The organism is Streptomyces sp. 7R007 (genome assembly GCF_054850255.1).
Window position 1 is genome coordinate 37,653 of record NZ_JBTWMV010000049.1, and the last position, 16,032, is coordinate 53,684.

Genomic DNA, 16,032 nt, shown 5'->3' on the forward strand with positions numbered 1-16,032 from the left:
GCTTGCGTCAAGTGACGGAGGCAGTGGCGATCACGCCACTGCCTCCGTGTGGGTCAAGCGGGTTGACCGATCATCAGATCAGGCCGCGGCGCCGGTCCCGTAGCCGCCGCCGACCTCGGCCGCGTTGAGTTCCTCGACGTCTCCGACGCCGACCACCGCGCCCGTGCCGCGCTTGCTCCGCCGCAGCCTTCCCTCCAGCCAGCTGGCGAAGCTGGTGAGGAGGAAGTTGACGACGATGTAGATGATCGCCACCACGACGAAGCTCTGGATGACGTTGGCGTAGTTGGCCGCCAGGGTGCTGCGCGTGTTGAGCAGCTCGGTGTAGCCGATCATCACACCGCCCAGCGCGGTGTCCTTCACGATCACCACGAGCTGGCTGACGATGGCTGGCAGCATCGCCGTGACCGCCTGCGGCAGCAGGATGCTGGTCATCGTCTGGCCCTTGCGCAGCCCGATCGCGTACGCGGCCTCCGTCTGGCCGCGGGGCAGCGCGAGGATGCCGGCCCGCACGATCTCGGCGAGCACCGAGGCGTTGTAGAGCACCAGGCCGGTGACGACCGCGTACAGCGGCCGGTCCTCGCTGCCGACGCTGGTGGAGCGGGCGTAGAACTCGTTGGCGAACAGCATCAGCAGCAGGACCGGGATCGAGCGGAAGAACTCGACCACGACGCCGGCCGGGATGCGCACCCACCGGTGGTCCGACAGCCGGGCGATGCCGAAGACCGCGCCCAGCGGAAGCGCGATGACCATGGACAGCGCGGCGGCCTTCAGGGTGTCGCCGAGGCCCGGCAGCAGGTACGTCGTCCACGCCTCGGAGGTGGTGAACGGCTGCCACAGGGACCACTTCAGCTGGCCCTTGTCGTCCATCGTGTTCCAGACCCACCACAGCAGCAGGGCGAGCAGGACGACGAAGACGACCGAGAGGACGACGTTGCGCCGCCGGGCCCGGGGGCCGGGAGCGTCGTAGAGGACGGAGGTCATCGCTTCACCGCCAGTCGCTTGCCCAGCCAGCCCAGGAAGAGCCCGGTGGGCAGGGTCAGCACCACGAACCCGAAGGCGAAGACCGCGCCGATCAGCAGGGTCTGCGCCTCGTTCTCGATCATCGACTTCATCAGGTAGGCGGCCTCGGCCACGCCGATCGCGGCCGCCACAGTGGTGTTCTTGGTCAGGGCGATCAGCACGTTGGCCAGCGGGCCGATGACCGAGCGGAACGCCTGCGGCAGCACGATCAGCCGCAGCGTCTGGCTGAAGCTCAGCCCGATGGCCCGGGCCGCCTCGGCCTGGCCCAGCGGCACGGTGTTGATGCCGGACCGCAGGGCCTCGCAGACGAAGGCCGCGGTGTAGGCGACCAGACCGAGCACCGCCAGCCGGAAGCCCTGCACCTTGAAGTCGGAGGCGCCCATGGTCACGCCGAAGATGTCGGCCAGGCCCAGCGAGGTGAACAGGATGATGACCGTGAGGGGGATGTTCCGCACGATGTTGACGTAGGCGGTGCCGAACCCGCGCATCAGCGGAACCGGGCTGACCCGCATCGCGGCCAGCAGGGTGCCCCAGACCAGGGAGCCGACGGCGGAGAGGACGGTGAGCTTCACCGTCATCCAGAACGCCCCTAGGACGTCATAGCCTTGGAGAAAGTCGAACACGATGTCCCGCGCTTCCGGGTGGATGGCGTACGAGAAGGGCCCGGCGCGCCGTCGCCGTGATCGCGCGAGGCGACGGCGCGCACCGGGGAACCCTGGGGAGCCGGCCCTGCCTTACTTGACGATCTGACCGATCTTCGGCGCGGGCTCGTTCTTGTAGTCGGCCGGACCGAAGTTCTTGTCGACCGCCTTCTGCCAGGAGCCGTCGCTGACCATCGACGTCAGCGCGTCGTTGATCTTGTTGACGGTCGCGGTGTCACCCTTCTTCACACCGATGCCGTAGTTCTCGTTGCTGAGCTTCAGCCCGGCGAGCTTGAACTGGCCCTTGTACTTGTCCTGCGCGGCGAAGCCCGCGAGGATCGAGTCGTCGGTGGTCACGGCGTCGACGGCACCGCTCTGCAGGGCCGCGATGCACTCCGAGTAGCCGCTGTACTCCTTGAGGTTGGCCTTCGGGGCGATCGTCTTCTGGACGTTCTGCGCCGAGGTGGAGCCGGTCACGGAGCACAGCTTCTTGCCGTTGAGGTCCGTGCCCTTGGAGATGTCCGAGTCCTTCTTGACCAGCAGGTCCTGGTGGGCCAGCAGGTAGGGACCGGCGAAGTCGACCTTCTGCTTGCGCTCGTCGGTGATGGAGTAGGTGGCCGCGATGAACTTGACGTCACCGCGCTGCAGGGCGTTCTCGCGGTCGGCGCTCTTGGTCTCGACGAACTCGATCTGGCTGGGCTTGTAGCCGAGCTTGCCGGCCACGTACGTCGCCACGTCCACGTCGAAGCCGGAGAAGGAGCCGTCCGGCTCCTTCAGGCCCAGACCGGGCTGGTCGTACTTGATGCCGACCTTGATCTTGCCGCCGCCGCTGGAGGAGCCGCTGTCGTTGTCGTCGCTGGACCCGCACGCCGTGGCGGCCACGGCGAGGGCGAGCACGGCGGCCGAGGCGGCGGTGACCTTGCGGAGCTTCATGGTGAACATCCTTCGGGTGGTGAAGAGAGAAATGGCCTGCGGTGACGGAAGCCGGCCCGGAAACGTCAGTGGTGCAGGATCTTCGACAGGAAGTCCTTGGCACGGTCGCTGCGCGGGTTGCTGAAGAACTGGTCGGGCGCAGCCTCTTCGACGATCCGGCCGTCCGCCATGAACACCACGCGGTTTGCAGCCGATCGTGCGAATCCCATCTCATGGGTGACGACGATCATGGTCATGCCGTCCCGGGCGAGCTGCTGCATCACTTCGAGGACCTCGTTGATCATCTCCGGGTCGAGCGCCGACGTCGGCTCGTCGAAGAGCATCACCTTCGGGTCCATGGCCAGGGCCCGCGCGATGGCCACCCGCTGCTGCTGGCCGCCGGAGAGCTGCGCCGGGTACTTGTCGGCCTGCGTGCCCACGCCCACCCGGTCGAGCAGCGCGCGGGCCTTCTCCTCGGCCTGCTTCCTGTCCGCCTTGCGGACCTTGATCTGGCCCAGCATCACGTTGTCGAGCACGGTCTTGTGCGCGAAGAGGTTGAAGGACTGGAAGACCATGCCGACGTCGGCCCGCAGCCGGGCCAGCTCCTTGCCCTCCTGGGGCAGCGGCTTGCCGTCGATCGTGATCGTGCCCGAGTCGACCGTCTCCAGCCGGTTGATGGTCCGGCACAGGGTGGACTTGCCGGACCCGGACGGCCCGATGACCACGACGACCTCCCCGCGGGCGATCGTCAGATCGATGTCCTGGAGCACGTGCAACGCGCCGAAGTGCTTGTTGACGCTCTTCAGGACGACCAGTTCTCCGGCCTGGGGTACCGCGTCTTCCTTGGCCACCGACACTTCGGTCATCGCTATCGGGCTCCGTCCTGCTCGGTTTCCGAGGACAGTAGTGACCCGCTTCCACCAGCGTCATTACATCTGAGGGAGATCTGAGCATCACGATCCGATAGCAATCGGACACGTGTCGTAGCAGAGGTCACCAGGTGCGTATCGGCCGGGTAACGGAAGCGGTCCGCAACCGGAACCCACTTGACGGCGTCGTCGTCCATCAGCGTGACTGCCATGGTGCACGCGCGCGTGGGCACGCGTGCGTACCGATCCTGTTCGTACGGCCGATGAACCGAAGGGGGCCCGGATGAGACTGCTCCTCGTCGAGGACGACAACCATGTCGCCGCCGCTCTGTCCGCGGTCCTGGCGCGGCACGGCTTCGACGTCACCCACGCGCGCAGCGGCGAGGAGGCCCTCCAGGCGCTCGTCCCGGAGGGCAACGGCTTCGGCGTCGTCCTCCTCGACCTGGGCCTGCCCGACCAGGACGGCTACGAGGTCTGCGGCAAGATCCGCAAGCGCACCAGCACCCCGGTGATCATGGTCACCGCCCGCTCCGACGTGCGCTCGCGCATCCACGGCCTCAACCTCGGCGCCGACGACTACGTGGTCAAGCCGTACGACACCGGGGAACTGCTCGCCCGCATCCACGCCGTCAGCCGGCGCACCGCCCACGAGGACGCAGCGCACGGCGAGGGCAGCGCGCTGCGCCTGGGCTCCGTGGTCATCGAACTGCCCACCCGGCAGGTCACCGTCGACGGTTCGGTCGTCCAACTGACCCGCAAGGAGTTCGACCTGCTCGCCCTGCTCGCGCAGCGCCCCGGGGTCGTCTTCCGCCGCGAGCAGATCATCAGCGAGGTGTGGCGCACCAGCTGGGAGGGGACCGGGCGCACCCTGGAGGTGCACGTCGCCTCACTGCGCGCCAAGCTGCGCATGCCGGCGCTGATCGAGACCGTGCGCGGCGTCGGCTACCGGCTCGTCGCCCCGGCCGCCTAGCGGGCACGGGGTGCGTACACGTCTCCTTCCGCTGCTCATCGTCCTGATGGCGGCGGTGCTGCTGGCCCTCGGCATCCCGCTCGCCGTCAGCGTGGCCGCCGCCCAGCAGCAGAAGGTCGTCGTCGACCGCATCGACGACACCGCCCGTTTCGCCGCCCTCGCCCAGTTCGTCACCGACGCCTGCAGCTCCACGCGCACCTCCACGGACGAGCGCCTGGAGACCCTGCAGAGCGAACTCGTCAGCTACCACGACGTCTACGGCATCCGCGCCGGCGTGTTCTGCCGCACCGACATCCCCATGGCCCAGGCACCGGCGAGCTTCTTCCTGCCCAACTCGGGGGTGGTGCGCGAGGCGTTCGCGGAGGCGCTGCTCAGCCGCCGCAGCCACGACCCGAAACAGGTGTGGCCCTGGCAGCGCAACCGGCTCGTCGTCGCCTCGCCCGTCATCCGGGACGGCGACGTCGTCGCGGTCGTCGTCACCGACTCGCCCACCGGGCCGATGCGTGCGCGCATCCTGCACGGCTGGCTGGTCATCGGCGCGGGCGAGGTCGCCGCGATGCTGCTGGCCGTCGGCGCCGCCCTGCGCCTGACCGGCTGGGTCCTCCGTCCCGTACGCGTCCTGGACGCCACCACCCACGCCATCGCCAGCGGCCGGCTCAAGTCCCGGGTCGCGGCCGCCGGCGGGCCCCCGGAACTCAGACGCCTGGCCCGCTCGTTCAACGAGATGGCGGACAACGTCGAGGACGTGCTGGAGCAGCAGCGCGCCTTCGTCGCCGACGCCTCGCACCAGCTGCGCAACCCCCTCGCCGCGCTGCTGCTGCGCATCGAACTGCTCGCACTCGAACTGCCGGAGGACAACGAGGAGATCGCATCCGTCCGCACCGAGGGCAAGCGCCTGGCCGAGGTGCTCGACGACCTGCTCGACCTCGCCCTGGCCGAGCACACCGAGGCCGACCTGAGGGTCACCGACATCGGCGCGCTGACCGCCGAGCGCGTCGCCGCCTGGACGCCGACCGCCGAGGCCAAGGGCGTACGGCTGGTGGGCGACTGCCCGCCGACCACCGCCTGGGCCGACCCGATCACCCTCTCCAGCGCCCTGGACGCGGTGATCGACAACGCCGTCAAGTTCACCCCCGAGGGCGAGCGCGTGGAGGTGAGCGTCGCGGCCGACGGCGAGACCTCGACCGTCGTCGTCAGCGACCACGGCCCCGGTCTGACCGACGAGGAACTCGCCCGCATCGGCGACCGCTTCTGGCGCAGTGGCCGGCACCAGAACATCAAGGGCTCCGGCCTCGGCCTGTCTATCTCCCGGGTCCTGCTCGCGGCGGGCGGCGGCTCCCTCTCCTACGCCCATCACGAGCCGCACGGGCTGACGGTGACGGTGTCGGTGCCGAGGAACAGTCCTACGGCTTGACCGAGCGGTAGTAGCGCCGGGCGCCCTCGTGCAGGGTCAGGGGGTCGGTGTAGATCGCCGTGCGCAGGTCGACGAGCTGGGCGGAGTGGACCTCCTTGCCGATGTGGTCCCGGCTCTTGATCACGGCGCGCGTGACCCACTCCGTCAGCCGGGAGTCGACGTCCGCGCGGGTCATCAGGAGGTTGGCCACCGCGATCGTCGGCACGGCGAGGCCGTTCTGGATGCTGGGGTAGGCCGACTCCGGCATGTTGGTGGCGCGGTAGTAGCGGGTGGCGCCGCCCTGTTCGTGCAGCTTGGCGACGAGGCTCGCCTCGATCGGCACGAACCGGAAGGTGAAGCTCTCCGACAGCTGCTGCAGTCCCTCCGTCGGCAGCCCGCCCGACCAGAAGAACGCGTCGATCTGGTGCTTCCTGAGCCGCTCGGGCCCGGTGTCGATCCCGTCGGCCTCGGGAGTGATGTCCTTCTTCGCGTCGATGCCGGCCGCCTTGAGCACCCGCTCCGCGATCAGCCGCACACCCGAGCCGGCGGGCCCAACGGCCACCCGCTTGCCGCGCAGGTCCGCGACGGAGGTGACGGCCGAGTCGCGCGGGACGACGAGCTGCACGTAGTCGTCGTACAGCCGGGCCACTCCGCGCAGCGCGGCGGCGCCGGGGGCGTGGTCGAGTTCGTAGGTCTCCACCGCGTCGGCCGCGGCGATCGTGAAGTCCGACCTGCCGGTCGCCACCCGGCGCACGTTCTCCTGGGAGCCGTGGGAGGTCTGCAGCCGCACCGTCAGGTCGGGCATGTCCTGGTCGAGCGCGTGGCGCAGGAGCAGGCCGTACTGCTGGTAGACCCCGGCCTTCGTGCCCGTGCTGAACTCGATCGTCCCGCCCGGCGGGTCCTCGCCCAGGGGCAGCAGCCACCACAGCAGCAGGCCGAACGCGACGAAGCCGGCCGCGGCGGCCTGCAGGGCCCGGCGTCTGCCGATCCGGGGGAACAACGAGGACATGCGGGCGATCCTGCCAGCCGGTGCACGGTCCTGACCAGGGCGGAGCGCACCGGGCGCCGCCCGTGGCCGCCCGTCCGCGGGCCGGCGGTCACTGTCAGTGGCGGCCGATACAGTCGCCGTATGAGCTCATCGCCCGCCGAACTCGTCCGCGCCTTCCACCTCGCCGTCGGCCTCGACGCCCGCGCCTCCCCCACCGTGGTCGCGCCCGAGCTGGCCGCCCACCGCGGCGAACTGCTCGCCGAGGAGGCCGCGGAGGTCGTCGAGGTGTCGGTCACCGGGCCGCTGGACAGGCTCGCGCACGAACTGGCCGACGTCGTCTACGTGGCCTACGGCACGGCCCTCGTGCACGGCATCGACCTGGACGCCGTCATCGCCGAGATCCACCGCTCCAACATGACCAAGGTGGGCCCCGACGGCCGCGTCGTCCGCCGCGCCGACGGCAAGATCCTCAAGGGCGAGCACTACGAGGCCCCGGACGTGTCGGCGGTGCTGCGGCGGCAGGGGTGGATACCGGGCGGGGCATGAGCCGCGGGGTATGACCGGCCGTGAGGGCGGCCCGCGGCCATCATCCCGGTCCGTGGCGCGCCGCCGACGGCCGGCCGGCTTCACGCCCCGGCGTGCAGGTACGCGGCCCACAGGGACGGCAGCGCCGGGTACTTGTCGCGCACCGCGCGCACGGCGTGGTGCAGGGCGTCCGCCGCGTCGGAGACGTCGGGCACCGAGCGTCCCGCGTGCAGGGCCCGGTAGAAACGCCCGGCGACCTCCACCGCGATCATGTCGTTGATCTCCCACAGCGTGCCGATCACGTGCGGATACCCGGCGAGCTGGAAGGCCGACGTCAGATGGATGGACTCGTCGGCCAGGTCGGCGATGTCGGTGACCGCCGTGCGGCAGGCCGACAGGTACGCCAGCTGCACGTGGTCGAGCCGGACGGGCGCCAGGCCGGCCACCGTGAGCGGATCGCTGTCGTGGTCGTGCAGCAGCAGCCGGCTGCGGGAGGGATCCGCCGGGTCGCTGGCCCCGTGGCAGGCGAAGTGCGCGATCGGACAACCGGGCAGCCGCGCCAGGACGTTGGCCTTGGTCGGCAGCGGAGCGGAGGCCGTCGTGCCGGGCGCCGGCTCCTCCAGCAGCACCGGATGGAACAGCTCCTCCTTCAGCATCGCCGTCTCCGCCGGCACGTGCCGCAGCTGCCCCGGGACCTCGGGCGTGGTCGGCATCGCCACGATGAGGGCCCTCGGCGGTCCGGGCGGCCCCGGCGGCGCGCTCGGACGGCGGCGGGCGTGGCGCAGGGCCTGGACGGTGGGGGTGTACGAGGAGATCACCCGGTCCATGACCGTACGCCGCGGCTCGGCCCGGTGATGCCCGGCCGCGTGTAGCGGAAGCAGCCCGAGCAGGCCGCCGGGCATCCACCACACGCGCGGCCAGGCGTCGTCGGCGCCGGGGGAGGAGGTGTGGCCGAGCGCCCGCAGCACCGGCTCGGCGGCGCTGTCCCACAGCCAGGCCAGCACCTCGTGGATGCGCGCCTGGGCAGCCCGGCGCGACGTCGGGTCGGCGTCCGGGTCGGTACACCCGCGCAGCGCCGCGTAGAAGGAGTCGACCTGCTCGGCCAGGGTGTCCTGGTCGAGGCCCGGCAGGGCGAGGGCGGTGATGCCGTCCCGGGTCAGCAGCAGGGCGTCGCTGCGGTAGCGGCTCACGTTGAACGCCACGACCGGGCCGTGCGCCGTCTCGGCGAGCAGTTCATCGACGGTGGGCGGCAGGCCGAACGACGCGAACCCGTCCTGGGCCCTGATCTCCTCCAGCAGCGCCGTGAACTCGTCGGCCCGCCGGTGCCGCTCCTGCGGTGCGGCGGGCCCCTCGTCCAGCGGCTGGTCGAGCAGGTCGCGCAGCCGCTCGTAGCGGTCCGCCAGTCCGGGATGGCTCGCGCGCAGGTCGGTGTGGTCGCGGCGGGTGTCGAGGACCTGGCTGAGCAGCACGCCCCGGCCCGCCTCCAGCAGCCGCAACGCGCGTTCGGCCGTCTCCCGGTCCGCGCCGCGACCGGCCTCGTGGCCGGCGGCCAGGGTCAGCGCGGCGGCGTCGGCGGCGAGTCCGGAGGTGCCCTGGAGGGCGTACTGCTGGTCGCTGCGGCGCATATGGCGCGGCGCCACCTCCGGCAGGAGCCGTACGGCGTCCTCCAGGAGGGCGGCGGCGCGGGCGGGGTCGGCGAGGCCCAGCAGGGAAGCGGCGGAGGCGGCGGCCTTCACCCGCAGGGACGGTGTCGCCGAGACGCTCCTGGCCGCCTCCTCGTAGAGGGAGAGGGCCGGTGCGGCCTGGCCGTCGCGGTGGCGCAGGAGGTCCGCCAGGACACAGAGGTACACCGTGCGCTGCGGGTGGTCGCTCGGAGTGCCGTCGACGGCGGTGCGCAACTGGTCGATCGCGGCGTCCAGGTCGGCGGGGTCCCGGGTGAGCCGGTAGCGGCTGCGCAGCGCCTCGCCCAGGTTGGCCGCCTGCCAGGGGTGGTCGGGCGAGCCCGGCGGTGTGGCGGCCAGCGCCGTGCGCGCGCTGTCGATCGCCGCCGAGAGGTCGGCCGGCTCGCGGGTGCGCTCGTAGCGCGCCCACAGGGCCATGGCCAGGTTGGAGACGAACCGGGCGTGGTTGAGGCGACCGGGCGGGGTGTCCGCCAGGGCCCGTTCGTGTGCTTCGATCGCCTCGTCCAGATCGCTGTCGGCTCCCCCGCGCAGATAGCGCATCAGGAGGGCGGTGCCCAGGCCCGACACATGCAGCCCGGTGTCGGTGTCCCCCGGCGGAGTGCGCTCCACGGCGCTGCGGGCCAGCTCCACGGCCTCGTCCGCGTCGGTCAGCGCCCCGGTGCGCTCGAACCGCAGACGCAGCGCGATCGCCAGCCGGTACAACCGGCTCGCGTACAGCCGATGGTCGGAGGGAGTCGTGCCGACCGCCGTGCGCAGCGCGTCGATCGCCTCGTTCAGGTCGGCCGTCGAACCGGTCCGCCGGAAGCGCAGACGCAGGCAGGAACCCAGACCCGACAGGGCCCCGGCGCGGACCTGGCGGCCGGCGGCCAGCCGTACACAGGTCCGGCGGTGTTCCACGGCCAGGTTGAGGTCCGCGAGGTCACCGGTGAGCTCGTACCGGTCCTCCAGGGCCTTCGCCAGGTCGCCCAGGTACTCGGCCTGTGCACCGTCGTCCGGGTACTCCCGTGCGAGGCGCTGCCCGAGCGCGATGGCCTCGTCCAGGTCGGCCCGCTCCACCCGGTGCTCGTAGCGGTGGCGCAGGAGGTCGGCCAGCATGGTGAGGCGCCGGAGCCGGTGTGTGTCGTCGTCCGGGGTGTGGCGCAGGATCTCGCGGCTGATGTCGACGGCCTCGTCCAGGTCGGCGGACGAGCCACTGCCCTGGTAGCGGTTCTGCAGCGCCGCCACCAGGGCGTAGAGGTGGTCGACCTGCCCGGTGGCCTCGGCGGCCGCCCGGGCCGCGTCCACCGCCGGGGTGAGGTCGGCGATGTCGCCGGTCCGCTCGTAGCGTGCGCCGTAGAGGTTGCCCAGCATGCTGAGCCGGCCGGCCCGGTCGGGATCGTCCGGGGGCATCGAGTCGAGGAGGTCCCGCAGCGTGTCGATCGCCGTGTCCAGCGACGGCAGCGAGCCGCCGAACTGGAACCGCGCGAAGTGGGCCATGGCCGTGCGGTACACGGCCTCCCCACGGGTCGCGTGGTCGGCGGGCAGGGCGTCGACGATCCGCCGGCACATGTCCGGGAGCGCCTCCAGGACATGCGGCGGCGCCTCGCCCTGGAAAGCCCGTGCCAGCAGGGCGAGGGGCACGCGCTGGAAGAACTCCGCGACCCAGGTGGCGATCGACGTGGGGATGTCGGTGGCACCCGCGAGGAAGCACACGCGGTACAGGCACATTGCGGCTTCCCGGTCGGCCTCGCCGCCCCGGAGGAGGTGGAGCCTGGCCAGGGTCTGCCGGGCCCGCACCGCGTGCTCGTCCCGCAGCAGCGCGGCGACCTGCGTCGCCGTCGCGTCGTCACCGCCCTCGGGGAACGTCGTCACCTCCGCGGGGACCAGGTCGGCGACCGCTTCGATCCGCGCGATCGCGTCGTCGAGATCGGCCTTCGACCGGGTCCGCCCGTACCTCAGGTCGAGCAGTGCCGCCAGGTTGCGCACGTACACGGACCGCTGGGAGTCCGTGCGGGACGTGGTCTCCAGCACGGTGGAGAGGGAGTCGATCGCGGAGTCCAGGTCGCCGACCGGCTGGCCGAGGTCGAAGCGCGACTGGTGCATGGCGGTGAGATTGGACAGGTACACCGGCCGGTGGGGATCGTCCGCGGGGGCGAGGTCCACCGCCGCCCTGGCCACCGTCATGGCCTCCTCGACGTCGTAGGGCGCGCCCGTGCGCTGGAACCTGGTGTCGAGCATGGCCGCGAGGTTCGACAGATGGTTGGCCTGTGTGCGGGCGTCGGGATGCCCGGTGTCGACGGCGGCCCGGCTCGCCTCGACGGCCTCGTCCAGGTCGGACTCGACGCCCGCCGTCAGGTAGCGGTCGCGCAGCAGGACGCCCAGCCGCGAGAGATGCTCGGCCCGGTCGGGGTCCTCGTCGGGCGCCGTCCGCGCGGCGGTGCGCGCCGACTCGATCGCCCGGTCCAGATCGGCGCCGGACCCGGTCGCCTGCGCACGCCGGCTCAGCATCATGGCAAGGTCGCCGAGGGCACGCGCGCGTTCCCGCGCGCTGCCCGCCGCGGTGACCGAGCGTTCGAGCAGGGCGATCGCGGAGTCCAGGTCGTCCGGCGAACCACCGCGCCGGGAGCGGTCCCTGAGCATCCGGCCGAGGTTGGTGACGGCTCCCCGGCGGTGCGGGCTGTCGTGGGGGAGGACCGCGACGGCGGCCTCGGCGGCCTCGATCGCGCGGTCCAGGTCGTCGGCGCTGCCCGTGCGGTCGGCCCGGATCTGCAGGAAGGCGGCCAGATTCGACAGGAACATCCCCCGGCTGGGGTCCGTCCTCGCCACCGCGTCCACGGCGGCGCGCCCCACCTCGATCGCCTCGTCCAGATCGCGCGGCGATCCGCTGTACGAGTGGCGCAGCCGCAGCGCGTTGCTCAGGCTCGCCAGCCGTCCGCAGCGGTTCGGGAAGCCCGCCGGGGTCGCCGCGACCGCGGAGCGCAGCAGTTCCACGGACCGGTCGATGTCGGCCGGCGCTCCGTGGCGCTCGAACCGGGCCCCGAGCATGATCCCGAGGTTGCCCAGCGCCGACGCGTCGGACGGACTGCGGGCCAGCACCCGCTCGGTGACGGCCATCGCCGCGCTCAGGTCGGCCTCCGCGCCGTCGCGGTCGTAGCGGATGCGCAACGCGTTGCCGAGGCTGACCAGGACTCCGTCGACACCGGTGTCCGCCGCCTCTCCCGCGAGCGCCGCCGCCTCCTCCAGCGCGGCGATCGCCCGGTCCAGGTCCGCCGGCACGCCCGAACGCTCGTACCGCCCCTGGAGCATGACGCCCAGGTTGGCCGTGACGCCCCACTTGGCCGGAGCGTCGGACGGCATGCCGGCCGCCGCCGCCTCGGTCGCGACGATCGCCGAGTCGAGGTCGGCGAGCACGCCCGAGCCGGTGAACTGCAGGCGCAGCGCCCCGCCCAGGTTGGCCAGGCAGGTCCACTTGCGCGTCTGGTCGTCCGGCGTGGCCTGGACGATGCGCTGCCACAGGGCGATCAGCGCGGCGACCTGTTCCCGGTCGTAGGCGTCGGACAGCCTGAACAGCTCGGCCGAGGCGACCTCGTAGGCGCGTTCGGCCAGCGTCGGCAGCAGCGGCCGCGGAAGGTGGTCGACGCCCGCTCCGGCGACGAACGCCTGCGTCAACCAGTTTGCCGACGCGTCGAGTTCGGCGTCGTCGGCGAGTCCCCGGTGCCGGTACCAGTGCAGCCAGCCGAGCGCGAACGCCGCCTGCGGATCCGGCGTGTCTCCCACCGCCTCGGTGAGCGCGCGTGCCTCCGTCCCGGCGGCGGGCTCCAGCGCCGCCGCCAACGACCTCGTCTCACCCACCCGTTGCAGCCGCGTCCGTACCGCGGTGAGCAATTCGTCCCGTTGCGTCATGAGTCCCCCGTGCACTCGACGTGCCGCCAGTGTGGCAGAGCGTGTTCGTGCGCGTGGAGGGCTGTGGACAACTGCGGTGGGCGCCCGCACGTCAGATGATCGTGTCCCAGTCCCCGTCCAGCTCGGCCGCGTTCAGGAACAGGGCGGTCAGCTGCTCCTCCGCGCTCTCCGAGCACAGCAGGGGCTGCTCGGTCCAGATGCACTTGCCGGTCGGCGTGTAGCGCGCGCCCCAGCGGGCCGACAGCGCCGAGATCAACTGCAGACCCCGGCCGCCCTCGTCGGTCTCTTTGGCCCGGCGGATCCTGGGCATCGTCTGGCTGCCGTCGAAGACCTCGCAGGTCAACTCGGCGCCGTACAGCAGCCGCAGCCGCACCGGGCTCCTGGCATGCCGGACGACGTTGCCGACGAGCTCGCTGACCAGGAGCTCGGCGGTGGGAGCCAGGGACGGCAGGCCCCACACGGCGAGCTGCTCGCGGACGTACCGGCGGGCCCGGCCGGCCGCCTTCGGGTCGTCGGGCAGCCACCAGGAGGCGATCCGTTCCTCCGCCAGCGCGTGCAGCCGGGCCACCAGGAACGCCGCGTCGTCGGCCGCGTCGGCCGGCAGCAGACCGGCCGTCAGCGTGTCGCACAGGCCCTCCAGGTCCGCCGCCGTGCCGTCCTCGTGGGCCGTGCGCAGGAGGCGGGCCAGCTGGGCCATGCCCTCGTCGATCTCCCGCTTCGACGACTCGACCAGACCGTCGGTGTACAGCACCAGCAGGCTGCCGTCCGGCACCTCGAACTCGGTCGTCTCGAAGGGCGGTTCGGCGGCGCCGAGCGGCGGGTCGGCATCCGCTCCGGGGAAGTGCACGCTGCCGTCGGGGCGGACCAGGGCGGGCGGCGGATGGCCGGCCCGGGCGAGGGAGCAGGTGCGGGTGGTGGAGTCGTAGATCGCGTACAGGCAGGTGACGTACGACAGTTCGCCCATGCCGGAGACGATGTCGTTGAGGTGTCCCATGATCTCGTCGGGCGGCAGTTCGAGGTCGGTCAGGGTGTGCACGGCGGTGCGCAGCCGGCCCATGGTGGCCGCCTCCGGCAGCCCGTGGCCCATGACGTCGCCGACGACGAGCGCGACCCGCCCGCCGGACAGCGGGATGATGTCGTACCAGTCACCGCCCACGTCGGTGCCGTGCCCGGCCGGCAGATAGCGGGCGGCGGCCGTGCACGCGGGCAGGTCGGGCAGGCCCTGGGGGAGCAGGCTGCGCTGGAGTTCGCGGGAGCGGGTGTGCTCGGCGTCGTAGAGGCGGGCCCGCTCCAGGGACTGGGCGACGAGGGCGCTGATGGTGGTCAGCAGCGTGCGTTCCTCGTCGGAGAGGCGGCGCGGGTGGTCGAAGGAGACGGCGCAGACACCGAAGGTGTGCCCCGACGCGGTCAGCGGGAGGAACGCCCAGGACTGCTTGCCGGCGTAGTCGGGCAGGTCGGACCGGCTGGCGTAGCGGTCGGCGAACTCCCGCGGGGAGGACAGGAACTGGGGGGTGCCGGTGAGGATCGTGTCCCAGAACGGGTTGGGGCTGTGCTGTGCGCGGCTCTCCAGGACGTGGAGGAAGCCGTCGGGGTAGCCGACGGAACCGACGTGGTGCAGCCGGTCGTCCTCGCGCACCTGCACCACCAGGCCGGTCGCCGAGAACGGCGGCAGCACCCGGCGGGCCACCGCCTCCACCACGTCCGCCGAGGTCGTCGCCTTGGCCAGCTCCGTCGTCAGGTCCGCTATCCGCACTGCCCGTTCGGCCGCCGCGTGCTCCGCCGCCTGGCGTTCCTCCGCCAGCCGGCGCTTGTCCGTGACGTCGGTGAAGTACAGGGTGCGCCCGTCGGGGCCGGGCACCAGCCGCAGATGGAGCCGCTTGCCGCAGCTCGGTATGGACACGTCGAAACCGGTGGGCTTCTCCTCGACCGAGGCGTGCCGGCAGCGGCTCTCCATGCCGGGCACCTGCCGCACCGAGGGCACGTCCCACAGCAGCCGCCCGAACAACTCCTCCTCGGAGAAGCCCAGGAAGCGCTCCGCCTCCAGGTTGGCGAAGGTGATCCGCCACTCGTCGTCGACCGCGAGGAAGCCGTCGCTCATGTGCCGCAGGGCCCGGCTGAGCGTGTCCCGGGCGGTCCGCGACTCGTTGCTCTCCCAGCCCACGCCGATCATCCGCAACGGCTCGCCGTGTTCGTCGTACGTCGCCCGGCCGCGCGCCTGCGTCCAGCCGTACGTGCCGTCCAGGCGCCGCACCCGGAACTCGGCCTCGTAGACCGTGCGCTCCGTGATCGCCCGCTGGAGCGCCGCCAGGGTGGGGGCGAGGTCGTCGGGGTGGACGCTGCGCATCCAGTCGTCGATCCTGCCGGTGAAGTCGGCCGGCCGGGTGCCGTAGAGGGCCAGCGCCGCCTCGTCCCAGATCAGGGCGCCGGTGCGCAGGTCCCAGTCCCAGGAGCCGACGCGGACCTCCTTCAGGGCCTGCCGCAGCCGCTCGCCGCGCAGGCCGGTGTGGCCGGGGCCGGACGGGGGCGGGGCCTGGGCCATGCGGTCCTCGGTCCAGGCGACGACCCGGCGCAGGAAGTCCCACTGTTCCGGCGCGGGTTCGCCCCGCTCGCCCGTCAGAACGGTCAGCGTGCCGATGCTGCGCCGCCCGCTGAGCAGCGGCAGGGCGGCCAGACCGCTGCCCGGCCGGTCGGCGTCCCGCTCGGGCAGCGGCAGCCACACGGCCCGGCCCTGGCGCAGCGCGTGGGCCGGGGCGAGCGGGCTTTCCTGGTCGACGATCTCCCAGTCACGCACCAGGGCCGGCGGAAGGCCCGCCGAGGAGACCAGGCGCAGTGCGGACATCGGACCCCGCAGGTGCACGGTCGCGCCGAGGGCGCCCAGTTCTCCGACCGCGTGCTGGAGCGCCAGCCGGAAGACCTCGCTCTCCGTGACTCCGGGGGCCACCGTGTTCAGGAGAGCGAGCCGTGCGTCCATGCTGGGAACTTATCGTTCCTGTTTTGACTCGAAACCTGTTTCCCGCATTCTCACAGACCGCTTCCGTCACCTCCATGGATCTGTCTCCGAGCCAACTAGTGGAGGCGGCAGGCGGGTTGGTGGACTCTACGGGTAAGTGACCAGGTTGGCGACGTTGGTGCCTGAGTTGGATGGGCCTG

Annotated in this window: 10 protein-coding genes; 3 read left to right on the forward strand and 7 right to left on the reverse strand. The window is 72.0% G+C overall.

Annotation, left to right across the window (positions count from 1 at the left end):
- Nucleotides 1–78 precede the first annotated feature (78 nt).
- The 4 genes from ACYF6T_RS37075 to ACYF6T_RS37090 form a co-directional block, all read right to left on the reverse strand.
- Nucleotides 79–981, reverse strand: a complete 903-nt coding sequence (locus ACYF6T_RS37075) for an amino acid ABC transporter permease (RefSeq protein WP_461702138.1) — start codon at nt 979–981, stop codon at nt 79–81.
- Nucleotides 978–1,643, reverse strand: coding sequence for an amino acid ABC transporter permease (locus ACYF6T_RS37080; RefSeq protein ID WP_461702139.1), 666 nt, complete (start codon nt 1,641–1,643; stop codon nt 978–980). Before ACYF6T_RS37080 ends, ACYF6T_RS37075 begins: the two co-directional genes overlap by 4 nt.
- A 111-nt stretch (nt 1,644–1,754) precedes the next feature.
- Nucleotides 1,755–2,594: a glutamate ABC transporter substrate-binding protein gene (locus ACYF6T_RS37085; protein ID WP_461702140.1), complete on the reverse strand. Its 840-nt coding sequence runs from the start codon at nt 2,592–2,594 to the stop codon at nt 1,755–1,757.
- A 65-nt stretch (nt 2,595–2,659) separates the two neighbouring features.
- Complete coding sequence (locus ACYF6T_RS37090) at nt 2,660–3,439, reverse strand: amino acid ABC transporter ATP-binding protein (protein WP_461702142.1); 780 nt, start codon at nt 3,437–3,439, stop codon at nt 2,660–2,662.
- A gap of 286 nt (nt 3,440–3,725) precedes the next feature.
- Between ACYF6T_RS37090 and ACYF6T_RS37095 the strand changes: the two genes are divergently transcribed.
- On the forward strand, nt 3,726–4,412 hold the full coding sequence (locus ACYF6T_RS37095; RefSeq protein ID WP_461702144.1) for a response regulator transcription factor: 687 nt from the start codon (nt 3,726–3,728) through the stop codon (nt 4,410–4,412).
- 10 nt (nt 4,413–4,422) lie between these two features.
- Nucleotides 4,423–5,826 carry a sensor histidine kinase gene (locus tag ACYF6T_RS37100; RefSeq protein ID WP_461702145.1) on the forward strand — a complete coding sequence of 468 codons (1,404 nt, stop codon included), beginning with the start codon at nt 4,423–4,425 and terminating at the stop codon, nt 5,824–5,826.
- On the opposite strand, the gene ACYF6T_RS37105 is transcribed toward ACYF6T_RS37100, so the two are convergent.
- A complete protein-coding gene (locus tag ACYF6T_RS37105; protein WP_461702147.1) occupies nt 5,816–6,814 on the reverse strand; it encodes a TAXI family TRAP transporter solute-binding subunit in 999 nt (332 codons plus the stop codon). The two genes, ACYF6T_RS37100 and ACYF6T_RS37105, sit on opposite strands and share 11 nt — an antisense overlap.
- Nucleotides 6,815–6,934: 120 nt before the next feature.
- Here ACYF6T_RS37105 and ACYF6T_RS37110 point away from each other — a divergent pair, with 120 nt between their 5' ends.
- A complete protein-coding gene (locus ACYF6T_RS37110) occupies nt 6,935–7,339 on the forward strand; it encodes a pyrophosphohydrolase domain-containing protein (protein WP_461702149.1) in 405 nt (134 codons plus the stop codon).
- Between the two features lie 80 nt (nt 7,340–7,419).
- Here ACYF6T_RS37110 and ACYF6T_RS37115 read toward each other — a convergent pair whose 3' ends face one another.
- Together ACYF6T_RS37115 and ACYF6T_RS37120 are read right to left on the reverse strand one after the other, a co-directional pair.
- Nucleotides 7,420–12,882 (reverse strand): CHAT domain-containing protein, encoded by a 5,463-nt coding sequence (locus ACYF6T_RS37115; RefSeq protein ID WP_461702151.1) that lies wholly within the window; start codon nt 12,880–12,882, stop codon nt 7,420–7,422.
- Between the two features lie 91 nt (nt 12,883–12,973).
- Nucleotides 12,974–15,853, reverse strand: a complete 2,880-nt coding sequence (locus tag ACYF6T_RS37120; protein ID WP_461702153.1) for a SpoIIE family protein phosphatase — start codon at nt 15,851–15,853, stop codon at nt 12,974–12,976.
- Between the last annotated feature and the right edge of the window lie 179 nt (nt 15,854–16,032).